This window comes from Paracoccus litorisediminis (assembly GCF_009711205.1).
Lineage (GTDB): Bacteria > Pseudomonadota > Alphaproteobacteria > Rhodobacterales > Rhodobacteraceae > Paracoccus > Paracoccus litorisediminis.
In genome coordinates this window covers 242,416-266,445 of record NZ_WMIG01000003.1, presented here as the reverse complement: position 1 = coordinate 266,445, position 24,030 = coordinate 242,416, and the positions used below count along the sequence as shown (strand labels likewise).

Genomic DNA, 24,030 nt, shown 5'->3' with positions numbered 1-24,030 from the left:
CCGGATCAGAAGCTGCCGACGAATGTGCCCAGCACGATCACCGCCACCAGCGCCAGCAGCGCGCCGACAATCGCCACCATGGCGATGTTGAAATAGCCCGCGCGCGGGGTTACGCCGCAGACCGACAGCAGCGTGACCACCGCACCGCTATGGGGCAGGCTGTCCAGCGTGCCCGCGCTCATGACCGCGACGCGGTGCAGAAGCTGCGGGTCGATGCCGGTTTCCTGCGCCAGTTGCAGATAGGTCTCGCCAAGCGCATCCAGCGCGATGGTCAACCCGCCCGAGGCCGAACCGGTCAGCGCCGCAAGGATATTGGTCGCCACCGCCAATGACACCAGCGGCCCGCCCTCGATCGACAGGACCCATTCGCGGACCAGCGCAAAGGCCGGAAGCGCTGCGACCACCGCGCCGAAACCCACAAGGCTCGCCACCGCAAAAATCGGCAGGACCGAGGCATTGGCGCCCGCATCCAGCGTCGCGCGCAGGCGCGGCAGGCGGCGGTAGTTCAGCCCGATCGCCACGACGATTGCCGCCGTCAGCGCCACCGCCACCGACCAGACGCCGCTGACCGCGCCAAAGCTGGTCTCGCCCCAGATCGGCTGGGCCAGCCATGACAGGTCCAGCGCCGGCAACACCAGAAGCGACATGGTCAGGTTCACCGCGATCACCACCAGCAGCGGCAGGGCCGCAACCAGCCCCGAGGGCAGATCGGGGCTTTGATGCCCGCGCGTGGCCTCGGCCGGGTCGAATTCGCGCGCCGTCACCGCCCTTTCGCGCAAGACGGCCTGATCGATTTCGGGGGCGCGGATCTCGGTGAAGCCTTCGCCTTGGGCGCGGGCGCGCGCCTCGGCGCGGCGTAGCCACCACATGCCGAATCCCAGCATGATCGCCGACGCGATCAGCCCCAGCCCCGGCGCGGCAAAGGTGGTCGTGCCGAAAAACGGCATCGGGATGGCGTTCTGGATCGCGGGCGTGCCGGGCATCGCCATCATCGTGAAGGTAAAGGTGCCAAGCGCGATGGCAGGCGGCATCAGGCGACGCGGGATGTCGGCGCGGCGAAACAGCGCCTCGGCCATGGGCGCAAGGACGAACAGCGCCACGAACAGGCTGACGCCGCCATAGGTCAGCGCCGCACCCGCCAGCACCACCGCAAGGATGGCACGCTGCGCCCCCAGCCGCCGCGTCAGCTCATCGGCAATCGCCCGGACCGAGCCGCTATCCTCCATCACCTTGCCAAAGACCGCACCCAGCAGGAACAGCGGAAAGAACTGGCCGACGAAATCCGCCGCCGCCGGCATGAAGGTCTGGGTCCAATGCGCCAGCATCGGTTGCCCTGACAGCGCCGCCGCGATCAGCGCGGCGATCGGGGCCAGCAGCAGCACGCTCCATCCGCGATAGGCCAGCGCGATCAGCACCCCCAGCGCCAGCAGAATTCCGATCAGCCCCATGGTCCCACCTTTCCACACCCCCGCCCCAGCCTGCACCGTAAGCCCCGCAGCAGGCGAGTCCCGCGCCACGGCAGGCCCAGCGAAACCGGGGCGGGACGCAGCATGGCTGAACAATCGGGCATTTTGGTGACGGTTCCAGACAATCCGCGAATGCGCCTTTGCAGCGATTTCTTGTGCGAATGTGATGGGCATGAGAGGATTTAACCAGAACTGGCGGAGGGCGAATGCATGAGGCGGACGTTTCTGGGGTTGCGGGTGATGATGCTGGCCTTGTTGCCAGTATCGGCCATGGCGCAGGCCACTCCTGCCGTCATCGTCGCCCCCGCCGAGATGACCGAAGTGCGCCAGAATGCCAGCTTTGCCGGTCGGGTCGAGGCCACGCAAAAGATCGACGTGCGCGCCCGCGTCTCGGGGTTTCTTGAGGAAGTCGCCTTCAAGGAAGGCACGCGGGTCGAGGCGGGCAGCCTGCTTTACCGCATTCAGGACGACGATTACCGCGCCGCCATGACCGAGATCGAGGGCCAGATCGCCGCCGCCGATGCGCAGCGCACCCTTGCCGCGCTGGAGCGCGACCGCAAGGCAGAGCTGGTCAGGCGCAAGGCCGTCGCCCAAAATGAACTGGACATCGCACAGGCCCAACTAGGTCAGGCCGAGGGTGAGCTGCAACGCCTGCGCGGCTCGCTGGAACGCCAGAAGCTGCAATTGTCCTATACCCAGATCACCGCGCCCTTTCACGGCATTACCGGGCTGACCACCGTGGATGTCGGCGCGCTGGTCGGGCCCGATAGCGGGGCGCTGACCACCCTGACCCTGCTGGACCCGATCGAGGTCACCTTTCCGGTCGCCACCTCGCTGGTCCTGACCTATCAGGAGCGGATCGCGCGGGGCGAGGTCAGCAAGGAGGCCGTGGCGCTTCTGACGCTGGCCAATGGCGCCGAATATCCGATCGCCGGCGATGTGGACTATATCAGCGCCAATGTCGCGCAGGGCACCGATACCGTGCTGGTGCGGGCCAGGTTCGACAATCCCGACGGCACGCTTCTGGACGGGGCGCTGGTCAGGGTCATGCTTGAACAGCGCAAGGGCGAACAGGCGCTGACCATCCCGCAACAGGCGGTGCAGCGCGATCAGGAAGGCTCGTTCGTGCTGCTGGTCAATGCCGAATCCAAGGTCGAGCGCCGCCTGATCAAGACCGGCAGCACGCATCTGGGCCGGATCGTCGTGACCGACGGGCTGGTGGCCGGCGACCGGGTCATCACCGAGGGCATCAACAAGGTGCGTCCCGGCATTGCCGTGGACGCGGCAACCGCACCCGCGGCGGGCTGATCAGCATGATCTCAGAGGTTTTCATCGACCGCCCGCGTCTGGCCGCCGTCATCTCGATCGTGATGACGCTGGCCGGGCTGATCGCGCTGACCGCGCTGCCCATCGCGCAATATCCCGATATCGTGCCGCCGCAGGTCACGGTCTCGGCCAATTATCCCGGTGCGGGGGCCGATGTCGTAGAAACGACCGTCGCCCAGCCGATCGAATCCCGCGTCATCGGCGTCGATGACATGCTGTACATGAAATCGACCAGCGGCGCGGACGGGTCCTACAAGCTGACCGTCAGCTTTGCCGTCGGCACCGATCCCGACATTGCCACCGTCAACGTGCAGAACCGGGTGGCGCTGGCCACGCCGGGCTTGCCGGCCGAAGTCAGCGCCACCGGCGTCAGCGTCAAGAAGCAATCCTCGGCGATGCTGCAGACCATCTCGATCAGCTCGGACGATCCGGCGCATGACGCGCTGTTCTTGTCGAACTATGCCACCATCAACGTGCTGGATACGCTGAAACGCGTGCCGGGCGTGGGGGACGCGGCGCTGTTCGGGGCGCTGGATTATTCGATGCGGGTCGTGCTGGACGTGGACCGGATGACCAGTCTTGAGATCACGCCGGGCGATATCGTCGCGGCACTCAAGGCGCAGAACGTGCAGGCGGCCATCGGCCGGATCGGCGCGCAGCCGATGACCGACGATCCGCAGTTCCAGCTGAACCTTGTCACGCAGGGGCGGCTGACCGATCCGGCGGAATTCGGCAATGTCGTGCTGCGGGCCAATCCCGACGGCTCGTTCCTGCGCATCCGCGACGTGGCCCAGGTCGATCTGGGCGCCAAGATTTCCGACACCCATGCGCGCTACAATGGCCGCCCGACCGCGATGATCGGCATCTACCAATTGCCGGGCGGCAATGCCCTTGCCGCGGGCGCAGGGATTGAGGCAGCGATGCAGCGCCTGTCGGCGAATTTCCCGCAGGGCATGCGCTATGACATCGTCTATGACACCACCGCCTTCGTGAAGGCCTCGATATCCGAGGTCGAACACACGCTGATCGAGGCCTTTATTCTGGTGATCATCGTCGTGTTCCTGTTCCTTGGCAGCGTGCGGGCGACGCTGATCCCGCTGATTGCCGTGCCGGTCGCGCTGATCGGCACCTTCGCGGTCATGCTGGCCTTTGGCTTTTCGCTGAACACCGTGTCGCTGCTGGCGCTGGTGCTGGCCATCGGCATCGTGGTCGACGACGCCATTGTCGTGGTCGAGAATGTCGAGCGCGTGATGGAGGAAAACCCCGGCCTGTCCGCCGCCGAGGCCGCCCGCGAAGCCATGGGCGAGATCACCGGCGCCATCGTCGCGATCACGTTGGTGCTGCTGTCGGTCTTTGTGCCGGTGGCTTTCATTCCCGGCCTTTCGGGGCAACTGTTCCAGCAATTCGCGGTGGCGGTGTCCGTCTCGATGGTGATTTCCGCGATCAACGCGCTGACGCTCAGCCCGGCCTTGTGCGGCATCCTGCTGAAGCCGCATCACGGGCCGAAACGCGGGCCGCTGGGCTGGATTTCGCGCCGGATCGACAATGCGCGGGACGGCTATGTGCGCGGCGCGGGCTTCATCGCGCGGCGGGTGGTGCTGGGGCTGGTGCTGCTGGGCTTGGGCGTGGCCGCGGTGCTTGGCCTGTTCCGCATGGTTCCTTCCGGCTTCCTGCCCTCCGAGGATCAGGGCGCCTTCTTTGTCGAGGTCCGCCTGCCCGAAGGCTCATCCGTCAACCGCACCGATGTCGCCATGCGCGAGGTCGAGACCATGCTGTCCGGGATCGAGGGCGTCAGCGGCGTGATGTCGGTGACCGGCTACAGCTTCCTTGACGGGCTGGCGAAATCCAGCAGCGGCTTTGCCATCGTCGCGATGAAGCCCTTTGAGGAACGCGCCGATCCGAAAAGCAGCGTCTTTGCCGCGATTACCACCGCCATGCAGAAGGGCGCGACGATCCGGTCGGCGCAGGTCTTTGCCTTCAACCTGCCGCCGATCATCGGTCTGGGCACGGGATCGGGCTTTGAATACCAGCTACTAGATCTTGAGGGGCGCGCGCCTGCCGATCTGTCGGCGGTGGCGGGCGGGCTGATGGTCGCGGCCAGTCAGGACCCTCGGCTGGGCCCGACCTTCACCACCTTCTCGTCGGGTTCGCCGCAGCTTTATCTGGAACTGGACCGCGAAAGGTTGCAGACGCTGGGCGTTTCGGTCAGCGACCTGTTCACCACGCTGCAGGGCACACTGGGCCAGATCTATGTCAACGACTTCAACCTGTATGGCCGGACCTGGCAGGTGAACGTGCAGGCGCGCGAAAGCGACCGCGCCAGCGTCGACAATATCAACGCGCTTTATGTCCGCAGCAATACCGGGCAGATGGTCCCGGTCAGCGCCGTCGCCCATGCCGAATATACGGTCGGCCCGCAATCCATCGTGCGCTACAACAACTACCGCTCGGCCACGCTGAACGGCTCGCCCGCGCCGGGCGTGGCCTCGGGGACGGCGCTGCAGGCGATGGAGGAGATCAGCGCCAAGGCCCTGCCCCTCGGCTACAGCTATGAATGGACCGGAACCGCGCTGCAGGAAAAAGAGGCTGCGGGTCAGACCTCGACCATCCTCGCGCTGGCGCTGCTGTTTGCCTATCTGTTCCTTGTCGCGCTTTACGAAAGCTGGACGATCCCGGTCCCGGTGCTGCTGTCCGTGGTGGTCGGGGTGGCGGGGGCGCTGGCGGCGCTGAAGCTGGCGGGGCTGGATTTCGGCATCTATGCGCAGATCGGGTTGATCGTGCTGATCGCGCTGGCCGCCAAGAACGCCATCCTGATCGTGGAATTCGCCAAGGCCCGTCGCGAGGCCGGGATGGAAATCCACGACGCCGCCATGGCCGGTGCCCGCGACCGTTTCCGCGCGATCCTGATGACCAGCTTTGCGTTCGTCGCGGGGCTCATTCCGTTGGTCACCGCGACGGGTGCCGCCATGCTCAGCCGCCGCGCCGTCGGCACCGGGGTCGCAGGCGGCATGCTGGCCGCGGCCCTGATCGGTATTTTCCTGATCCCGGCGCTTTACGTGACGTTTCAGGGGCTGCGGGAATGGGTCAAAGGCAAGACCGCCGGGAAGTGATCGTGGTCACCGCTGGCCGGTGATCACGCCACATCCTTACCCCGGACAGACCGCGCCGGTATCGATCCAAGCGCGAGTCAGCGCGCCGAACAGTTCCTGACTGCCGGGGGCGGGGGTGCGGCCTTCGCCGGGGTCCCAGCCCCAGCCGACCAGACCGTCATGGGCGTTGTGTTCGAACAGGTCTTCCAGCGACTTGCCGCCATTTCGTTCGGGGTCCTTGATCTGGGCGCAGATCTCGGCCAGCCCGACCCCGGCCCAGCCCATGCTGACGGGGGCCAGCATCCAAGGCTCATGCCCCGGAATGCTGCCATGCCCGGTCAGGCGGATGTTCTTGTCGCCGTGGCAGGTGTTGCACGTCATCCCGGCCGCGCCAAAATCGGCATCACCCCGCACCACCGGCGGACTGTGGGGATGCATGTCGTCGCCCTGCGTCGGGCCGCCCTTGACAGGGTGGCAGTTCAGGCAGCGCGGATGGGTCAGGACCTTGCCCATTTCCTCAAACAGCGCGACCGAACGCTGGCTTTGATCGCTGACCCCGGCAAAGGCGTCGGGACCGGACAGCCCGTCCTGCGCGACGGCGGGCATGGCGACAAGGGCGAGGACCGCCGCGAACGGCGCCCTCATGATGTTGCCCCGCCAAAGGGAAGCACATTCTGCGCGCGCCCGGTCAGAGCGCGCCAGGCATTGGCCATGGCCGGGCCAAGGGGCGGGACGCCCGGCTCTCCGATCCCGGTCGGGTCGGCCTCGCTGGCGATGATCGCGACCTCGACCGCTGGCATTTCCGAAATGCGCAGCATCGGGTAGTCGTGGAAATTCGACTGCTCGACCTCTCCGCCCGGTGCCAGCGAGATGTGGTTGTGCAGCGCGGTGCCAAGGGCATAGCCGATGCCGCCCTCGATCTGGGCGCGGATGACATTGGGGTTCACGGCAATCCCGCAATCGACCGCGCACCAGACCTTGGTGACGCGGGGGACGCCGCCCATGTCCTGCACCTCGGCCACCTGCGCGACATAGGTGCCGAAGCTTTTCGTATAGGCGACGCCATAGCCCTTGCCGTCGCGGGTCCGACCCGTCCAGCCCGAGATTTCGGCCACCTTTTCGATGACGCCGCGTTCGCGGGTGGCCTCGGGCGGCAGCAGTTCCAGCCGACCCGCGACCGGGTCCTTGCCGGCGGCCTCAAGCACCTGATCCAGAAATGTCTCGACCGCATAGGCCGTATGGGTATGCCCGACAGAACGCCACCACAGCACCGAGACCGGGCTTTCCATCCGCGCCCAGCCGATGCGTTTTGCCCCCAGAATATAGGGCAGCCCGGTCGAGCCCTCGAACGAGGTGCTGTCCGGCCCGCCCTGCAACATCGGCTCCATCGGCGTGCCCATCATGATCGACTGGTTCGCGACGATGTTTTCCCAGGCGATGATCTTGCCCGCATCGTCCAGCCCGGCGCGGAAACGGTGGACGGTCAGCGGGCGGTAATAGCCGCCGCGAATGTCATCCTCGCGCGTCCAGAGCAGCTTGAAGGTGCCGTCGGCACCCGCCGCCTTGGCGACCGCAGCCGCCTCGGCCGCCAGATGGGCCGAGCCCTGCGCCCGCCGCCCAAAGGAACCGCCCGCCAACAGCACGTTGATCTGCACATCCTCGACCGGAACGCCAAGGGTGGCGGCAACGGTCGGGCGGTCAAAGGCCGGGAACTGGCAGCCATACCATAGCTCGGCCTTGCCGCCCTTGACCTCGATCACCGCATCCAGCGGCTCCATCGGGGCATGGGCCAGATAGGGAAAGTGGTATTCGGCCTCAAGGGTCTTGGCCGCCCCGGTAAAGGCAGCAAGATCGCCCTGTTCCTCGACCGTGGTGCCGCCCGCCTGAGCCGCCTTGGTGAAGGCTTCGAACAGCTCGGCCGAGCCGCGAGTCTCGGCCTTGGATTCGTCCCAGTTGACCTGCAGCGCATCGCGGCCCTTCAGCGCCGCATAGGTATTCGTGGCATAGACCGCGACGCCCGAGGGGATCTGGCGCACCATCTGCACGCCCTTGACCGCCAGCGCGTCCTTGTCGTCAAAGCTGGCCACGGTCGCGCCGAATTTCGGCGGATGGGCGACGACGACGGTCAGCATGCCGTCGCGATAGACGTCCAGCGCGAATTGCGCGCTGCCATCGGTCTTGGCCTTGGTGTCCAGCTTGGGTCGGTCCTTGCCGATCAGCACGAAATCCGCAGGTGCCTTGACCGGAGGGTCCTCGGGCACGGGCTGACTGGCCGCCGCCGCCGACAGCGCGCCAAAGCCCGATGTCTTGCCGCTGCCGGGATGCGCGACCACCCCGGCCTTGACGGTGATTTCAGCCGCAGGCACGCCCCATTCCTGCGCCGCCGCCGCGACCAGCATGGCGCGGGCCGCAGCACCGGCCTTGCGCATCTGCATGAAGCTGTTGGCGATGGCGGTCGAGCCGCCGGTGCCCTGCGCGCCAAAGGCCAGATTGGCATAAAGCTTGTCATCGGCGGGCGCACCCTCGGCCCGCATCTGCGCCCAATCGGCGTCCAACTCCTCGGCGACCAGCGTGGCAAGGCCGGTATAGGGCCCCTGCCCCATCTCCAGATGCTTGCTCATCACCGTGACCAGATCGTCGGTGCCGATGCGGATGAAGGCATTGGGCGCAAACGGCCCCGCCACTGTCACCTGCGCCCTGCCCCGCCCGATCGGCAGGGTCAGCGCCAGCATCAGCCCCGCGCCCCCGGCCAGAAGTCCCCTGCGTGTGGTCTCAAAGCCCATGGCTCAGCCCTCCAGCACTTTGGCGGCGTCATGGATCGCCTGCCGGATGCGGATATAGGTCGCGCAGCGGCAGACATTCCCGGCCATGGCATTGTCGATATCTTCGTCCGATGGCGCCGAGACCGCCTGCAGAAGCGCCACTGCCGACATGATCTGCCCCGACTGGCACCAGCCGCATTGCGGCACGTCGATGGCGGTCCATGCGGCGCGAACGGCCTCGGTCTCGGGGCCCTCCATGCCTTCGATGGTGGTAACCTCGCGCCCCTCGACCATCGAGATCGGGGTGACGCAGGCGCGGCGCGGCATGCCGTCCAGCATCACCGTACAGGCCCCGCATTGCGCGATGCCGCAGCCGAACTTGGTACCGGTCAGATGAAGTTCATCCCGAAGCACCCACAGCAGCGGGGTGTCCGGGTCTATGTCGAGATCATGGTCCCGACCATTCACGCGGAAACTGGTCATGCCTGGCCTCATACGCTGGGCGACTTAGCGATGATGCCCCTGTGAACGGTCAGGTCAAGGATTATTCGCGCGGGAACTCAGGCGCCTGGAACCGCCGACATCCCGGCAAGGGCGATGGCCTTGCGGTCAAAGGTCAGGATACGTTCGCAGCCCGCATCATGCGCCGCCAGCGCGATCATCTGATCGGAAAAACCCGCGCCGCCCTTGCGATAACGCTCGGCCGCCAGACCGACGCGGTCGGGGCTTTCCACCACGATCTCGCGGCTGGACAGCAGCCCGTCGATAGCCTCGGCGATGTCATGGCGCGGCAGGTCATAGGCGCGTTCCAGCACCCAGACCAGTTCAACCATGACCTCACGCGACAGGTATCCCGGCGCGTCCGGCTTCAGCCCGGCAAAGACCGCCGTCGCCAGCGCCGATTGCCGGGGATCGTCCTGCGTCAGGTAGCGGACAAGGACATTCGTATCGAGGCCGATCATTCCCCCGCCGCACCTGCGGCACCTTCCCGCGCCGCACCTGCGGCAATGGCGGCGTCGATATCGTCAAGGCTGCGGATGCGCTGGCCTTCGCGCCGCAGCAGGCCCGCCAGATCGGCAACCGGCCGCGTCCGCATCAGCCGCACCTGCCCGTCATCCAGAATCACATAGCGCAGCCGGTCGCCCGGTCCCAGATCCAGCGCCTGCCGGACCGCCTTGGGCAAGGTGGTCTGACCCTTGATGGTGATGGTCGATTCCGACATGGTGGCAATCCGTTCCTGTATTTCGCCTTACAATTTAGGCTTTTTCCTTACCTGCGACAAGGCCACCCGCCCGTGTGGATCAGCTACCTGCCGCAATATGCTGGCGGCCCTTGGAAAATTGCTTGCCAGAATCGAAGTTTCCGCGCATTCATTTACGCAAGAAACAGAATAAGACGGCCAAAAGCGTAACAAGCAATTCTCTCGAGCAGTGAGAATGGCCGGAATCTGAGGGCAGGCACAGTGAATATCATGCGGCCAGGCACGCGAATCGACAAGCTTGTGGGTGGTCATGCGGCCGCCCTTTCCGAGCGTTTGCAGACTCATCGGGAACAATTGTTCCCGCCAGACGCGAAACGCGAGCTGCGCAAGTTCACCTCGGGTGAGGTGGCGGACCTGCTGGGCGTCAAGGACGCCTATCTGCGCAAGCTGGATCTGGACGGCAAGGGTCCCTCGCCGGAAACCCGCGCCGGCGGGCGGCGCTATTACAGCCCCGCCGACATCCTCGCATTGCGCGAAATGCTGGAAAAAGGCGCGAAAACGCCGGGAACCTACCTGCCGGGACGGCGGCCGGGCGATCATTTGCAGGTGATCACCGTCATCAACTTCAAGGGCGGCTCGGGCAAGACCACCACCGCCGCGCATCTGGCGCAGAAGCTGGCGCTGGACGGCTATCGGGTGCTGGGGATCGACCTTGACCCGCAGGCCAGTTTTTCGGCGCTGCATGGGGTGCAGCCGGAATTCGACCTGCCCGATGGCGGCACCATCTATGACACGATCCGCTATGACGACCCGCTGCCGCTGCGCGACGTCATCCAGAAGACCTATTTCACCAATCTGGACCTGATTCCGGGCAATCTGGACCTGATGGAGTTCGAACACGCAACACCGATGGCGTTGCGCGAACGGCAGGGTAGCTTTTTCTTTACCAGGATTGGCGACGCTTTGGCCGAGGTCGAGGACGATTACGACATCGTCGTCATCGACTGCCCTCCTCAGCTTGGCTTCCTGACCATGTCCGCCTTGTCCGCCGCGACCGCGATCCTTGTGACCGTGCATCCGCAGATGCTGGACGTGATGTCCATGTGCCAGTTCCTGCTGATGACCTCGAACCTGCTGGGCGTCGTGGCCGAGGCCGGGGGCAGCATGGATTACGACTGGATGCGCTATGTCATCACCCGCTACGAGCCGGGCGACGGGCCGCAGAACCAGATGGTCAGCTTCATGCGCTCGATGTTCGGGGAACATGTGCTGAACCATCCGGTGCTGAAATCGACCGCGATTTCCGATGCCGGCATCACCAAGCAGACCCTTTACGAGGTCGAGCGCACCCAATTCACCCGCGCCACCTATGAGCGCGCAATGGAAAGCCTGAACGCCGTCAATGGCGAGATCGAGGGCCTGATCCAGGCGGCCTGGGGCCGCGGCAAGGGGATGTGATGGCGCGCAAGGATCTGTTGAAAGAACTGATGAGCGGCCCGTCCGTGCAGGACGACCAGCGCAGCGTGCCGCGTTCGGATCGCGGTGCGATTGGCGCAGTTTCCAAATCGATCAATGAGTTGCGCAGCCGCGCCATTATCGAAGTTGCGCCGGAACTGATCGACCATGCCGGGATCGCCGACCGTCTGGATGACGACCCGGCCGGAATCGCCGCGCTGAAGGAATCGATCCGCGAATATGGTCAGCAGGTTCCGGTCCTGCTGCGCCATTCCCCCAATCACGAGGGGCGCTACGACATCGTCTTTGGCCGCCGCCGGGTTCTGGCGCTGAGCGCGCTGCAGATGCCGGTCCGCGCCATGGTGCGCACCCTGAACGACCGCGAACTGGTCGTCGCGCAGGGTCAGGAAAACACCGCCCGCAAGGACCTGAGTTTCATCGAAAAGGCGAATTTCGCCGCGCAGATGGTCAAGGCGGGCTTTGAGCGCAAGATCATCGGCGACGCGCTGTCGATCGACAAGACGGTGATCTCGCGCATGCTCAGCGTCACCGATGCCGTCCCCGAGCGGCTGATTCAGGCCATTGGGGCCGCGCCGTCCGCCGGACGCGACCGCTGGCTGAACCTTGCCCAGAAAAGCAAGGAACGCCCACTGGCGGCACTGGTTGCGGCTGCAGTTGGACCGGATTCCGACAGCCGCTTTGCCGCCGTTCTGGCCTCGCTTTCGACGCCGCGGGGCAAATCGACCCCGCAACTTCTGCGCAGCGCGACCGGTATTGCGTTGGGGCAGGCAAAATCAAGTAAAAACAAAGCTGTGATCGAACTGACCGGCGAAGGCAGTGCCTTTGGCGAATGGCTGATCCAGAATCTTGCAGACCTTCACCGTGACTGGCTGACTGGACAAGCCGGCACCAAGGAGAATTGAGCAGCAACCAACAAGGAGGCACGACCCGGCATAAGAAAAGCCCCCCAGGACTGGACATCCCGAAGGGCCGTTTTCTCGATCTAAGCACTCGTAGATAACGGCAAAAGTTGACAGCTGTCAACTGGCGTCTGATCCGACGGACGGCAAACTGTTGCCCCGTGACAATCAAATGAGGCATATTTCCACGACGCCTTTCGGGCGGCGGCTGTTGACGGCTGGGCATCTGTTGCATCAGAGCCTGTCCGAGGCCCCTGCCCCGGTCCCGCATGTCGACAAATGGGCGGTTTTGCGCGATCTGGCCGAGGCCCGCGCCGATTTCGGCCTGTCCGACCGCGATGTTGCGGTGTTATCTGCACTGGCCAGCTTTCATCAGGGCAAAATCCTTGAGGATGGGCCGGGGCTGATCGTCTTCCCCTCAAACCAGACCTTGTCGGCCCGACTGCATGGCATGCCCGAAAGCACGCTGCGTCGCCATCTGGCGGCTCTGGTCAAGGCCGGGGTGATCCTGCGCCATGACAGCCCGAACGGCAAACGCTATGCGCTGCAAGGCGGTCAGGCCTTTGGCTTCGATCTGCGTCCCTTGCTGATCCGCGCCGAACAGATTGCCACTGCCGCTCAGACCAACCGCGACGCATCGCGCCGCTTGCGCGAATTGCGTCAGATCGTCGTCCTGCACCTGCGGGATGCGTCCAAGATGCTGCTTTGGGCCGTGGACAATGCCCTGCCCCGCGTAACGGACCTCGGAGCCGCCTTGGCTACCCTGCAGCGCCATCTGCGGCGCAAGTTGGGTCTGGAGCAGCTTGAGGAAATGCGCCGCGAAACCCGTCGGATCATCGACGATCTAAGCACTGCCCTGCCCCGCGAAACAACGAATCCAAGCGGCAATGACAGCCAAAATGAGCGGCACATACAGGATTCAGACTCATCTAAAAAAGAATCTGAATCTGCTCAGAACAGCGAAAGAACCCATGCGCTGCCGCTGGAACTGGTGCTGAAGGCGGCACCTGAAATCGCGAACTACACACCATCCCCCATTCGCGACTGGCGCGATTTACGACGGGTCGCGGGCTTTGTGCGTCCGATGCTTGGCATCCAACCCGACGTCTGGACCGAATCCCATCGCAAAATGGGTGAGGACAGCGCGGCCATCGCCTTGGCCTGCATGCTGGAACGCGCGTCCGTTATCCGCAATCCTGGCGCCTATCTGCGATCCTTGTCCAAGCGGGCCGAGTCGGGCGGGTTCTCGGCCTCGGCAATGGTGATGGCATTGCTGCGGGAACCAAGGGCCGCGTGATCGTTGACAGCTGTCAACTCGGATTATCCGCTGGCACAGGCATACAAATGCAGTCAAAACCAAGACATATCCTGCACGGCATTCAAAAGGACGCTTTGTGACACTGCGTTTCATTCATTCATCGGACCTGCATCTGGGCAAGTCCTTCGGCGCCTATCCCGAGGCGATCCGGAACCGACTGCGCGAGGCCCGGCATGGCAGCATTGCCCGGCTGGCACAGGCCGCAAGGCAAGGCGGCGCGACCACGGTGCTGCTGGCCGGTGACACTTTCGATGCCGAGACCCCTGCCCCCGACACGCTGCGCCACGCGCTTCGCGCCATGGCCGCCGAACATGACATCACCTGGCACATGCTGCCGGGCAATCATGACAGCCTTGCCGCCTCGGAACTGTGGCGGCGGATCGCGGCGGATGGCCCGGCCAATCTGCGCGCCGTCACCACGCCCGAGCCCATCGAATTTCTGCCCGGTGCCATGCTGCTGCCCGCGCCCTGCACCCAGCGCCGTCCCGGCCGTGACCTGACCGAGGCCATGGATGCGCCGACCCCTGCGGGCATGCGGCGGATCGGGCTGGGCCACGGTGCCGTCACCGATTTCTCGGCCGAGGAAGGCACGGCGGGCATCATCCCCCCGGATCGAGCGGCGATTTCGGGGCTGGACTATCTGGCGCTTGGCGACTGGCATGGGCGGCTGCAGGTCGGCCCCGCGACATGGTATTCGGGCGCGCCCGAGGCCGACGGCTTCAAGCATGCGATGACCGCCGGGGCGCTTTTGGTGTCACCGGGCGCTGCGGTGCAGGTGGTCGAGACCGGGCAATTCATCTGGCAGACGCTCGCGCTGGACGTGCTGCCCGGCGATGATCCGGTGCAGCAGCTGTCGCAGGCCCTGCCCGATCCGACGCTTCGCCGCGACCGGCTGTTGCGACTGGTGGCAACCGGTCGCCTGCCCTTGCAGCAGCGCGCCGCGCTGGATGCCCATGCGGCGCTGATCGGGCCGGATTTCGGCTGGTTCGATCATGACCTGCATGGCCTTGCCACCGAAACCCGGCCCGACGATCTGGACCTGATCGACCGCGCCGGAGCCTTGCGACAGGCCGCCGAGGCGCTGCTTTCTGAGGCTGGCGATGACAGCCGCACCTCGGCCGAGCGTGAAATTTCATCCGCCGCATTGGCACGGCTTTACGCCTTTGCGCAGGAGAACGGCAAATGAAGATCCGCGCCATTGAGCTGACCAACATTCGCCGTTTCGCTGGCCGCAGCGCCCGGATCGAAGGAATCGGCGACGGCATCACCGTGCTGTCCGAGCCGAATGAATTCGGCAAATCGACCTTCTTCGACGCGCTGCATGCATTGTTCTTTGAACGCCACCGCGGTACGCGCCAGACCGTCAAGGCGCTGCAACCCCATGCCGGTGGCGCGCCGGAAGCCGCGATCGAGATCGACCTGCCGCAGGGCAGCTACCGCATCGAAAAGCGCTGGCTGTCTCGTCCGACCGCGCGGGTGCTGGACGGCAATGGCCGGATTGTCGCGCAGGATGACGAGGCTGAGGCTTGGATCGACCGGCTGCTCGGCGACGGACTGGCCGGTCCCTCGGGGCTGCTCTGGGTGCGGCAAGGGCTGCTTGGTCTCGAACCCGAAGGCACCAATGCCAACGACAAGAATGAGCGCGAGCGGGGCTTGGGGGCGCGGCGCGATCTGCTGTCCTCGGTCGCTGGCGAGATCGAGTTGATGACCGGCGGCAGGCGGCTGGATGCAGTTCTGGCCCGCGTGGCCGAGGAGCTGGGCCGGCTGGCCACGACGACGCTGAAGCCCAAGGCCGGTGCGGAATGGGCGCGTGCCGTCGATGAGGCCGCCACGTTGCGCGATCAGGAAGCCGATCTGGCCGGCAAGGCCGCGGGCCTGTCGGGCGATCTGGCGCGTCGGACCGAGGTGCTGCGGCAGCTGAAACAACTGGACGATCCCGAGACCGAGCGGCTTCGCAATGACGCCTTGACCCAGGCGCGCGAGGCACAGCGCGCCGCCTTGGCACATGCCGAGAAGCTGGCCGAGGCCCGGCAGAAACTGCGGCTGGCCGAGCTGACGGTTCAGGCCACGCAGACCGGGATCGGTCAGTTGGAGCAGCTTTCGGACCGGTTGGGCCGGGCCGAGGCAGAGCTGTCGCAGGCCCGCGACAGGCTGGCGAAGGCTGAAACCGGGGCCGAGGAAGCTGCGGCTGCGGACCGTCTTGCGGCCGATGCCTTGGGCGCGGCCTCGGGGCAGGCCCAGGCGATCCGCGCGCGGCTCGATGCCGCGCAGCGGGCGCTGCTTGGCCGTGCCGCACGCGAACGGGCGACGCAGCTGCGCAAGACGCTGGAACGGGCCGAGGAACTGCAGCGCAAGCGGGATCAGGACCGGGCGCAGCGCGAGTTGACAGCTGTCAACTCGGCCAGCGTTACGCGGGCGGAATCCGCGCGAGAGACCCGCGACCGCATCGCCGCGCAGCTTGAGGCGCAGTCGGTCAGCGTCGCCATTCGCTATGACGGCGCGCTGCGGATCAGCGCCGATGGCGAGGATATTCCCGAAGGCAGCCTGCGTTTGTCATCGGCGCGCAGCTTCCTTTTGCCGGGGATCGGGACGATGCGGGTCGATCCGGGGGCGGGTGCCGCCGAAGGTCTGGCCGAAGCCCTCACGCGGGCCAATGCCGAACTGACCGCGCGGCTGGCCGAATGCGGGGCTGCGACCGTGGCCGAAGCCCGGCAACGGCTGGCGGAAACCCAGCGGCTGGATCAGGCGATGCAGGCCAGCGCCGCGCTGCTGGCCGAGCTGGCGCCGCAGGGCCTTGATACGCTGCGGCAGGAACTGGCGCGGGCCGAGGCCGGGGCAGGGCGCGCCGAGGAACCGGTCGAAGACCCGGCTGGACTGGAGGCTGCCTTGGCTGCGGCATTGGCCGCCGAGGCCGAGGCGCGCGCGCAGTCTGGCGCGGTCCATGCCCGTGCGGTGACGGCGAGCGAGGGCAGGGCGGTCGCCCGCTCGACTGCTCAGGTCGCGCAGGCAGCAGCCGAGGCGGCGCGGATCGACGCGGGCGATCTGGGGCAGCTGGCCAGGCGCCTGCATGGGTTGCGCGCCGATCTGGTCTTGCAGACCGGGCTGCAAACCGAGGCGGTCGCGCTGTGTCAGACGCTTGAGGCCGCCGCGCCGGATCTGGAAACGGTTCAGGCCCGGCTGGCGCGTGCGGAATCCGTCGTGACGCAGGCCCAGCAAGGCCGCGAAAGGCTGCGCGGCGAATATGCGACGCTGAACGGCTCGATCGGGGCGTTGGCCGAGCAGGGGATCGAGGAGCGGCTGGACGAGGTGCGCGGCAAGCTGACCGCAGCCGAGGCCCGCGCGGCGCGCTACGCGGCCGAGGTGCAGGCCCTTTCCCGTCTGCGCAGTGCGCTGGAAGATGCCCGCCGCAAGGCCCGCGACGCCTATTTCGCGCCGGTCTTGCGGGAACTGGAACCGCTGCTCTCGGTGCTGCATCCGGGCGCTGCCATGCAGATCGACGACCAAAGCCTGCTGCCGGTGGCGCTGACCCGCAACGGTCAGCAGGAGTCGCTGGATATCCTGTCGGGCGGGACGCGCGAACAGATCGCCATCCTGACCCGTCTGGCCTTTGCCCGGCTTTATGCCCATGCCGGGCAGTCGGTTCCGGTGATCCTTGACGATGCGCTGGTCCATAGCGACGACGACCGGATCGAGGCGATGTTCACCGCCTTGCACCGGGTCGCCAAGGATCAGCAGATCATCGTCCTGACCTGTCGGCAGCGCGCCTTTGCCGCGCTTGGTGGCACGCGGGCGACGGCGGTGATCAGCGCTATCTGAAAAACGCGGGGTCGGGCGTCAGTGTCCGGCCCCGTCGATCCGTTCGCGGCTTTCACCGTCGAAAATCACCGCGCGACTGATATCCATAGTGATCCGCAAATTCTCATTTAGTTGCGGATCAGATGTGGCGGGAAGGCGCGCACTCAGATGTGCCGATCCCAGTCTTAGCCAGACGAAAACATCCGAGCCGGTCGGTTCCACGATTTCGACGGGCAGGTCAAGGGCCTCAACTCCATTGCCCTCGGCCGAGATGTTCTCAGACCGGATGCCAAAGACGATCCGACGCCCGACGCGCAGCGCAAAGGGCAGGGGCAGCAGGCGATCCGGGGCGGCATCGGGGGCCATGTGGCGGCCATCGCCCGCGACCTGACCCGGCAGCATGTTCATCGCGGGAGAGCCCATGAAGTCGGCTACAAACATATTGGCGGGGCGGTTGTAAATCTCGGCGGGCGTGCCCGATTGCTGGATCACCCCGTCCTTCATCACCACGATTTGCGTCGCCAGCGTCATCGCCTCGATCTGGTCATGGGTGACATAGATGATGGTGGCGCCGGTCTGCTGATGCAGGCGCTTGATCTCGGCCCGGACCTCGACCCGCAGTTTCGCGTCAAGGTTCGACAGCGGCTCATCGAACAGGAACAGGCGGGGCTTGCGGACCAGGGCGCGGGCCATTGCGACGCGCTGACGCTGGCCGCCCGAAAGCTGGCCGGGGCGGCGGTCCAGCAGGTGTTCGATCTGCAGGGTCTTGCCGACGGCGCGGATTTCATCCTCGCGCTGCGCCTTGGGCGTGCCGGACATCTCCAGCGGAAAACCGATATTCTGGGCGACGGTCATGTTGGGGTAAAGCGCGTAGGATTGGAACACCATGGCGATGTCGCGCTTGGACGGGTGCAGGGCCAGCACGCTTTGCCCGTCGATGCGGATGTCGCCCGCGGTCGGCGGTTGCAACCCGGCGATGGCGTTGAGCAGCGTGGACTTGCCGCAGCCCGAGGGGCCGACAAGGACCAGAAAGCCGCCCTTCTCCAGCGCGACATCGATCCCTTTCAGGATGTGGTTGCCGCCGATGCTGCGTTCCAGCCGATCGATTTCGATGAATGCCATGACTATCCCTTGACTGCGCCCGCCATCAGCCCGCGCATGAAATAGCGCCCGGCCAGGACATAGACGATCAGCGTGGGCAGGGCCGCGATCACCGCCGCCGCCATGTCCACATTGTATTCCTTGACCCCGGTCGAGGATGACACGAGGTTGTTCAACGCCACCGTCATCGGCGCGCTTTCCCCGGCGGCGAAGCTGACGCCGAACAGGAAGTCGTTCCAGATATTGGTGAACTGGTAGATGACGCAGACCACGATGATCGGCGCGGATGAGGGCAGCAGGATGCGCCGGAAGATGGTGAAGAAGCCCGCCCCGTCCATCTGCGCGGAATGGATCAGCTCGGTCGGGAAGGCCTCATAGTAGTTGCGAAAGAACAGCGTGGTGAAGCCAAGGCCATAGACGACATGGACCAGCACCAGCCCCGTTATGCTGTTGGACAGGCCCAGCGTGCCCAGCACCCGCGCCATCGGGATCAGCACCGACTGGAAGGGGATGAAGCAGGCAAACAGCATCAGCCCGAAGACGATCTTGTGGCCGCGGAACCGCCATTTGGTCAGCACGTAACCGTTCAGCGCCCCGAGCATGGTCGAGATCAGAACCGCCGGGACCACCATGCGCAGCGAGTTCCAGAAATAGCCCTTGATCCCCTCACAGGTGACGCCGATGCAGGCGCTGCCCCATGCCTTGAGCCAAGGCTCAATGGTGGGATCGCGGGGCAGGGCAAGGATGTCGCCGCCCCGGATCTCATCCAGCGACTTGAAGGATGTGGCCAGCATGACGAATAGCGGCGTCAGGTAGACGGCGGCAAAGATCAGCAGCAAGCCATAGATCACCACCCGGTTCAGCCAGCCCGGACCTGCGGCGGTGGCGATCGCCGCCTCATTCCTGCTCATCGCCGATCCTCGCGCAGTTCCGAATACAGATAGGGGACCATGATCGCGGCAATGCCCATCAGCATGATCATCGCCGAGGCCGAGCCCACCGCCATCTGGCTGCGGGTGAAGGTATAGGAATACATGAAGGTCGAGGGCAGCTCGGTCGCGTTGCCGGGGCCGCCTCCGGTCAGGGCGATGACAAGGTCGTAGGACTTGATCGCCATATGGGCCAACACGATCACCGCCGAGAGAAACGCGGGCCGCAGCAGCGGAATGACGATGCGGCGATAGATGGTAAAGGTGGATGCCCCGTCCACGGTCGCGGCCTTCAGCATCTCATTGTCGATACCGCGCAAGCCCGCCAGAAACATCGCCATGACAAAGCCCGATGCCTGCCAGATCCCGGCAATGGCGACGGTATAGATCGCCATGTCGGGCCGGACCAGCCAGTCAAAGGTGAAGCTTTCAAAGCCCCAGCCGCGCACCGTGTTCTGGATACCCATGCCGGGGTTCAGGAACCATTTCCCCGCCGTCCCCGTCACCACGAAGGACAGCGCCATCGGATACAGATAGATCGGCCGCAGCGCGCCTTCGATGCGGATGCGCTGGTCCAGCAGGATCGCCAGCATCAGCCCCAGCGCGATGCAGATGCTGATGTAAAGCGAACCAAAGATCGCCAGATTCTTCAGCGCCATATACCAGCTGGGCTGCGCGAACAGGCGTTCATAGGCATCGAAGCCCGCCCATTTATAGACCGGCAGGATGCGCGACTTGGACATGGACAGCACCGCCGTCCAGACGATGAAGCCATAGACAAAGACCAGCACCAGCGCGAAGGACGGCGCCAGCACCAGTTTCGGCAGCCAGTCCTGCAGGCCGCGCTTGAGCCCGGGGGCGGGGTGGGACATCGGTTTGCTTTCAAGGGAAAGGGCAGGCCCGCGCGGGGCCTGCCGCTGGACCTTACTTCGCCGCGGCGACGGCCTCGGGCAGGCGCTTGAGCGCCTCATCCGTGGTGATCTGGCCGTTCAGATGCTGGGTCACCACGTCAAAGATCGCCTCCTTGACCGCGCCGGGCTGACCGTGGCCATGGGCGAGCGATCCGGCCAAAGTGCCGCCCGCTGCGGCCTCGGCCAGATCCTTCATGCCCTTCTTGCCGCAATCGTCGAAGGCGGTGTCGGGCACATCGGTGCGCGCCGGGACCGAGCCCTTGACGGTGTTGAAGGCGACCTGGAAGGCCGGGTCCTCAACCGCTGAGGCCATCTTCAGCTGGGCGCTGCGCTTTTCGTCATCGCCCAGATCGAACATCACGAACTGGTCCGAGTTGAACAGCACATTGCCCTGCGTTCCGGGGAAGCGGATGCAGACGAAATCGGTGCCGGGCACCTGCTTGGCGCGCAGGAATTCACCCTTGGCCCAGTCGCCCATCTGCTGGGCGCCGGCCTTGCCCTCGATCACCATGGCCGAGGACAGGTTCCAGTCCCGCCCCGAGAAGCTGTCGTCGAAATAGGTCCGCAGCTTGGTCATGTCGTCAAAGACCTTGCGCATGGTGTCGCCGCCAAGCGCCGCCGGGTCGGATTCGATCACCGCCTTCTTGTAGAAATCCATGCCGCCTTCCGACAGCACCACGGATTCCCACATCGTGCCGTCCTGCCAGGGCTGGCCGCCATGGGCCAAGGGGGTGATGCCCTGCGCCTTGAAATTGTCGAGCAGCGCGAACAGCTCGGTCATGTTTTCCGGGGCCTTGCCGCCCGCCTTGTCCAGCGCGGCCTTGTTGATCCACAGCCAGTTGGTCGAATGGACGTTGACCGGGGCGGCGATCCAATGGCCGTCGAATTTCGAGAAGTCCTGCAGCGCCGCCGGGACCACCTTGTCCCAGCCCTGTTCCGCCGCCAGATCGTCCAGATTGCCAAGGACGCCCATCTCGGCCCAGTCCTTGATGTCAAAGCCCAGCATCTGCACGGCGGTCGGCGGATCGCCCGCGGTGACGCGCGCCCGCAGCGCGGTCATCGCCTGCACGCCGGACCCACCGGCGACCGGCATGTCCTTCCAGGCCACGCCCTTCTTGGCCAGATCGTCTTTCAGCACCCCCAGCGCCGCAGCCTCGCCGCCCGAGGTCCACCAATGCAGGACCTCGACGCTTTCTTCGGCACGGGCCGCGCCAAAGGCCATGATGGAAATGGCCGTTCCGGCCAGCAGGATTCTTCGCATTTATCCCTCCCAAAGCCGGCTCCCTTCCGGCAGATCATTTATAACGTTTCAAACAAGCGACCTGTCAACGGTGATGATGGGCGCCAGATTGCCGATTTACCTGCAGAAATGTGCAGGACGGGTGTTTTCTAAACGCCTGCGTGTATTTAAATCGTTTTCAGGGACGCGAATCACGGCGAGCCAAGGGGGGAAGATGACCAGACCGACATTGCGCACCATCGCGGCGCAGGCGGAACTGGCCGTGGCCACCGTGTCGCGGGCCTTGGCGGATGATCCGCAGATCGCGCCGGACACTCGCGCGCGGGTCCGGCAGATCGCGGCGCAGCTGGGCTATTCGCCCGACCGCGCGGCGCAGCGCCTGCGGACCGGGCGCACCAATGTCGTGGCCTTCCTGCTGAACCCGCATGAGGAGATTCTGGGCTACGGCCAGTCGATGATCCGTGGCCTGACCGAGGCCTTGCGCGGCACGCAATATCATCTGGTGGTCATGCCGGTCTTTGCCGACCGCCCGGTGATCGAGCCGGTCGAGAATATCCTGCGCAACCGGCTGGCCGACGGGATCATCTTCTCGCGCACCACGCCCGACGATCTGCGGGTGCGGTTGCTGATGGAGCATGGCTTTCCCTTTGTCTGCCATGGCCGGACCGAGCTGGCGACACCGCACCCTTACGTCGATTACGACAATTTCGGCTTCGCCTATGCCGCCGCGGCCCGGCTGATCGCGCGGGGCGCGCGCCGCCCCTGCCTGATCCCCGCGCCCGAGGGCATGACATTCGCCCAGCATCTGCGCATGGGCTTTCTGCGTGCCTGCGGCGAGGCCGGGATTCAGGGCGAGATCCTGTCGGGCGTCACGCTGGACGCCACCCCGGACGCGATCCGGTCCCGCGTCACCGACCTGATTGCCGAAGACAGGCTGCCCGACGGCTTTGTCTGTCCCGGTGAAATCAGCGCCATGGCGGTCCATGCCGCCTGCAGCGATGCCGGGCGGCAGACGCGCATCGTGATGAAGCACACCTCGGGCATGGCCGGGATCATCCGCCCGCATTTCGACAGCATCTTCGAGGATCTGGCCGAGGCGGGCGAGGCGATGGGCCGCAACCTGCTGCGCGCCATCGCCGGCGATCCGCCCACGGCGTTGCAGGTCCTGCAACCCGCCCCGCCCATCGCCGCAAGCCCCAACACCGGAACGGAGACCCCCGCATGACCCTGCCGAATGACGCGATCCCCGCTGACGCCCCATGGTGGGGGACCGACGCCCATCGCCGCTTCCTGCTGACCGATGCGGCGCGGCAGTTCGAGTTCTTTGGCCGGTCGCTGGACCCCTCGGGCGGTTTTCACGCGCAGGATTACGCCGGACGCCCGATCCCCGACGCGCCGCGCGAATTGCATGCGACGACGCGCATGGTCCATTCCTTTGCCCTTGGTCACCTGATGGGGGTGAAGGGCGCCGATGACATGGTCGATCACGGCATGAAGGCGATCTGGAACCTGCATCGCGACCCGGATCACGGCGGCTACCTGTGGTCCTTCGCGCCGGGCGGCGGGGTCGCCGATGGGACGAAGTTGGCTTACGGCCATGCCTTCGTGCTGCTGGCCGTCGCCAGCGCCAAACAGGCGGGCCATCCCGATGCCGACCGCCTGCTGGCCGATATCCGCGAGGTGATCGAGGCCCGCTTCTGGGACCATGCCCGTGGCCGCATGTCCGAGGAATATGCCCGCGACTGGCAGCAGATTTCCACCTATCGCGGCATGAACGCCAACATGCACATGTCCGAGGCGCTGCTGGCCGCCTATGAGGCCACCGGCGAGGATGTCTTCCTGCACCGCGCCTTGGGCATCTTCGATTTCTTCATCGGTCAGGTCGGCGCAGCGCATGGCTGGCGTCTGCCCGAGCATTACACCGAGGATTGGCAGATCGACGCGGGCTATGAGGGCAACCCGATGTTCCGGCCCAAGGGCACGACGCCGGGCCATTCCTTTGAGCTAGCGCGGCTGCTGTTGCAGGCATGGGATCTGGGTGGACGCCTGGACACGAAGCTGCCGGAATGGGCCGGGCAGCTTTACAGCCGCGCTTTGGCCGATGGTTGGGACAAGGCGCGCGGCGGCATCATCTATACCGTCGATCTGGCGGGCCAGCCTTTGCGCACCAACCGCTACTGGTGGCCGGTGACCGAGGCGATCGGCGCCGGGGCGGCGCTGCTGAAGGCCGGGGGTAATGCCGCGCGCGAACAGGAATACCGCAGGTTCTGGCAGGACGGATCGCGGCTGTTCATCGACCATGTGAAGGGCGGCTGGTTCCCCGAGATCGACGACCAGAACCGCCCCGACGCCCTGCAATTCGCCGGAAAACCCGACATTTATCACGCCATTCAGGCCGATCTGCTGCCACTGCTGCCGGGCCTGTCGCATGCCGCACGCGAAATGCCGCTGCTGAAGAGCTGACCCGATTCCCGCGGCCGGGCAGGGGGGAATTCTTCTCTTGGCTGCGGGGCGGAA

19 protein-coding genes are annotated in these 24,030 nt (G+C 65.6%); 9 read left to right on the top strand and 10 right to left on the bottom strand.

Going from position 1 to position 24,030, the window contains the following annotated elements; all coding sequences use genetic code 11:
• Window positions 1-5: 5 nt before the first annotated feature.
• The gene (locus GL300_RS09860) at window positions 6-1,448 is read right to left on the bottom strand and encodes a GntP family permease (RefSeq protein ID WP_155039455.1); all 1,443 of its coding nucleotides are present in this window, start codon (window positions 1,446-1,448) and stop codon (window positions 6-8) included.
• Between the two features lie 228 nt (window positions 1,449-1,676).
• Between GL300_RS09860 and GL300_RS09855 the strand changes: the two genes are divergently transcribed.
• A complete protein-coding gene (locus tag GL300_RS09855) occupies window positions 1,677-2,774 on the top strand; it encodes an efflux RND transporter periplasmic adaptor subunit (RefSeq protein WP_155039454.1) in 1,098 nt (365 codons plus the stop codon).
• Between the two features lie 5 nt (window positions 2,775-2,779).
• The gene (locus tag GL300_RS09850; protein WP_155039453.1) at window positions 2,780-5,902 is read left to right on the top strand and encodes an efflux RND transporter permease subunit; all 3,123 of its coding nucleotides are present in this window, start codon (window positions 2,780-2,782) and stop codon (window positions 5,900-5,902) included.
• A 36-nt stretch (window positions 5,903-5,938) separates the two neighbouring features.
• Here the strand turns inward: GL300_RS09850 and GL300_RS09845 are convergent, their stop codons facing one another.
• From GL300_RS09845 to GL300_RS09825, 5 genes are all read right to left on the bottom strand, one after another.
• Window positions 5,939-6,526, bottom strand: a complete 588-nt coding sequence (locus GL300_RS09845; RefSeq protein ID WP_155039452.1) for an Isoquinoline 1-oxidoreductase subunit — start codon at window positions 6,524-6,526, stop codon at window positions 5,939-5,941.
• Complete coding sequence (locus GL300_RS09840; RefSeq protein WP_155039451.1) at window positions 6,523-8,664, bottom strand: xanthine dehydrogenase family protein molybdopterin-binding subunit; 2,142 nt, start codon at window positions 8,662-8,664, stop codon at window positions 6,523-6,525. Before GL300_RS09840 ends, GL300_RS09845 begins: the two co-directional genes overlap by 4 nt.
• 3 nt (window positions 8,665-8,667) lie before the next feature.
• Window positions 8,668-9,126 (bottom strand): (2Fe-2S)-binding protein, encoded by a 459-nt coding sequence (locus tag GL300_RS09835; RefSeq protein WP_155039450.1) that lies wholly within the window; start codon window positions 9,124-9,126, stop codon window positions 8,668-8,670.
• 77 nt (window positions 9,127-9,203) lie between these two features.
• A complete protein-coding gene (locus GL300_RS09830; RefSeq protein WP_155039449.1) occupies window positions 9,204-9,605 on the bottom strand; it encodes a type II toxin-antitoxin system VapC family toxin in 402 nt (133 codons plus the stop codon).
• Window positions 9,602-9,865 (bottom strand): type II toxin-antitoxin system PrlF family antitoxin, encoded by a 264-nt coding sequence (locus GL300_RS09825; RefSeq protein ID WP_155039448.1) that lies wholly within the window; start codon window positions 9,863-9,865, stop codon window positions 9,602-9,604. The genes GL300_RS09830 and GL300_RS09825 overlap by 4 nt, the downstream gene beginning before the upstream one ends.
• Window positions 9,866-10,114: 249 nt before the next feature.
• Here GL300_RS09825 and repA point away from each other — a divergent pair, with 249 nt between their 5' ends.
• The 5 genes from repA (at window position 10,115) to GL300_RS09800 (ending at window position 17,353) form a co-directional block, all read left to right on the top strand.
• Window positions 10,115-11,302 (top strand): plasmid partitioning protein RepA, encoded by a 1,188-nt coding sequence (gene repA / locus GL300_RS09820; protein ID WP_155039447.1) that lies wholly within the window; start codon window positions 10,115-10,117, stop codon window positions 11,300-11,302.
• A complete protein-coding gene (gene repB / locus GL300_RS09815; protein ID WP_155039446.1) occupies window positions 11,302-12,222 on the top strand; it encodes a plasmid partitioning protein RepB in 921 nt (306 codons plus the stop codon). The genes repA and repB overlap by 1 nt, the downstream gene beginning before the upstream one ends.
• A gap of 169 nt (window positions 12,223-12,391) precedes the next feature.
• Window positions 12,392-13,516, top strand: a complete 1,125-nt coding sequence (gene repC / locus GL300_RS09810) for a plasmid replication protein RepC (protein ID WP_155039445.1) — start codon at window positions 12,392-12,394, stop codon at window positions 13,514-13,516.
• 97 nt (window positions 13,517-13,613) lie between these two features.
• Window positions 13,614-14,723 carry a metallophosphoesterase family protein gene (locus GL300_RS09805; protein ID WP_343042968.1) on the top strand — a complete coding sequence of 370 codons (1,110 nt, stop codon included), beginning with the start codon at window positions 13,614-13,616 and terminating at the stop codon, window positions 14,721-14,723.
• Complete coding sequence (locus GL300_RS09800; protein WP_155039444.1) at window positions 14,720-17,353, top strand: AAA family ATPase; 2,634 nt, start codon at window positions 14,720-14,722, stop codon at window positions 17,351-17,353. Before GL300_RS09805 ends, GL300_RS09800 begins: the two co-directional genes overlap by 4 nt.
• 18 nt (window positions 17,354-17,371) lie before the next feature.
• Here GL300_RS09800 and GL300_RS09795 read toward each other — a convergent pair whose 3' ends face one another.
• Genes GL300_RS09795 through GL300_RS09780 form a run of 4 tightly spaced genes read right to left on the bottom strand, consistent with a single transcriptional unit; the run spans window position 17,372 to window position 21,534 of the window.
• Complete coding sequence (locus GL300_RS09795) at window positions 17,372-18,454, bottom strand: ABC transporter ATP-binding protein (RefSeq protein WP_155039443.1); 1,083 nt, start codon at window positions 18,452-18,454, stop codon at window positions 17,372-17,374.
• Between the two features lie 2 nt (window positions 18,455-18,456).
• Window positions 18,457-19,344 (bottom strand): carbohydrate ABC transporter permease, encoded by an 888-nt coding sequence (locus tag GL300_RS09790; protein ID WP_155039442.1) that lies wholly within the window; start codon window positions 19,342-19,344, stop codon window positions 18,457-18,459.
• Window positions 19,341-20,234: a carbohydrate ABC transporter permease gene (locus GL300_RS09785; RefSeq protein WP_155039441.1), complete on the bottom strand. Its 894-nt coding sequence runs from the start codon at window positions 20,232-20,234 to the stop codon at window positions 19,341-19,343. Before GL300_RS09785 ends, GL300_RS09790 begins: the two co-directional genes overlap by 4 nt.
• A 52-nt stretch (window positions 20,235-20,286) precedes the next feature.
• Complete coding sequence (locus tag GL300_RS09780; protein WP_155039440.1) at window positions 20,287-21,534, bottom strand: ABC transporter substrate-binding protein; 1,248 nt, start codon at window positions 21,532-21,534, stop codon at window positions 20,287-20,289.
• A gap of 193 nt (window positions 21,535-21,727) precedes the next feature.
• On the opposite strand from GL300_RS09780, the gene GL300_RS09775 reads away from it, so the two are divergent.
• Window positions 21,728-22,738 carry a LacI family DNA-binding transcriptional regulator gene (locus GL300_RS09775; RefSeq protein WP_155039439.1) on the top strand — a complete coding sequence of 337 codons (1,011 nt, stop codon included), beginning with the start codon at window positions 21,728-21,730 and terminating at the stop codon, window positions 22,736-22,738.
• Entirely contained in the window at window positions 22,735-23,976 is a 1,242-nt protein-coding gene (locus tag GL300_RS09770; RefSeq protein ID WP_155039438.1) for an AGE family epimerase/isomerase, read from the top strand. The genes GL300_RS09775 and GL300_RS09770 overlap by 4 nt, the downstream gene beginning before the upstream one ends.
• Window positions 23,977-24,030 lie beyond the last annotated feature (54 nt).

Excerpts from the sequence above, each read along its gene's own strand:
- GL300_RS09830 (WP_155039449.1), bottom strand. The coding sequence starts at position 9,605 with ATGATCGGCCTCGATACGAATGTCCTTGTCCGCTACCTGACGCAGGAC.
- GL300_RS09825 (WP_155039448.1), bottom strand. The coding sequence starts at position 9,865 with ATGTCGGAATCGACCATCACCATCAAGGGTCAGACCACCTTGCCCAAG.
- GL300_RS09775 (WP_155039439.1), top strand. The coding sequence starts at position 21,728 with ATGACCAGACCGACATTGCGCACCATCGCGGCGCAGGCGGAACTGGCC.
- repC (WP_155039445.1), top strand. The coding sequence starts at position 12,392 with ATGAGGCATATTTCCACGACGCCTTTCGGGCGGCGGCTGTTGACGGCT.
- GL300_RS09780 (WP_155039440.1), bottom strand. The coding sequence starts at position 21,534 with ATGCGAAGAATCCTGCTGGCCGGAACGGCCATTTCCATCATGGCCTTT.
- GL300_RS09855 (WP_155039454.1), top strand. The coding sequence starts at position 1,677 with ATGAGGCGGACGTTTCTGGGGTTGCGGGTGATGATGCTGGCCTTGTTG.
- GL300_RS09845 (WP_155039452.1), bottom strand. The coding sequence starts at position 6,526 with ATGAGGGCGCCGTTCGCGGCGGTCCTCGCCCTTGTCGCCATGCCCGCC.
- GL300_RS09800 (WP_155039444.1), top strand. The coding sequence starts at position 14,720 with ATGAAGATCCGCGCCATTGAGCTGACCAACATTCGCCGTTTCGCTGGC.
- GL300_RS09835 (WP_155039450.1), bottom strand. The coding sequence starts at position 9,126 with ATGACCAGTTTCCGCGTGAATGGTCGGGACCATGATCTCGACATAGAC.
- GL300_RS09795 (WP_155039443.1), bottom strand. The coding sequence starts at position 18,454 with ATGGCATTCATCGAAATCGATCGGCTGGAACGCAGCATCGGCGGCAAC.
- GL300_RS09790 (WP_155039442.1), bottom strand. The coding sequence starts at position 19,344 with ATGAGCAGGAATGAGGCGGCGATCGCCACCGCCGCAGGTCCGGGCTGG.
- repB (WP_155039446.1), top strand. The coding sequence starts at position 11,302 with ATGGCGCGCAAGGATCTGTTGAAAGAACTGATGAGCGGCCCGTCCGTG.
- GL300_RS09850 (WP_155039453.1), top strand. The coding sequence starts at position 2,780 with ATGATCTCAGAGGTTTTCATCGACCGCCCGCGTCTGGCCGCCGTCATC.
- GL300_RS09840 (WP_155039451.1), bottom strand. The coding sequence starts at position 8,664 with ATGGGCTTTGAGACCACACGCAGGGGACTTCTGGCCGGGGGCGCGGGG.
- GL300_RS09860 (WP_155039455.1), bottom strand. The coding sequence starts at position 1,448 with ATGGGGCTGATCGGAATTCTGCTGGCGCTGGGGGTGCTGATCGCGCTG.
- repA (WP_155039447.1), top strand. The coding sequence starts at position 10,115 with ATGCGGCCAGGCACGCGAATCGACAAGCTTGTGGGTGGTCATGCGGCC.
- GL300_RS09770 (WP_155039438.1), top strand. The coding sequence starts at position 22,735 with ATGACCCTGCCGAATGACGCGATCCCCGCTGACGCCCCATGGTGGGGG.
- GL300_RS09785 (WP_155039441.1), bottom strand. The coding sequence starts at position 20,234 with ATGTCCCACCCCGCCCCCGGGCTCAAGCGCGGCCTGCAGGACTGGCTG.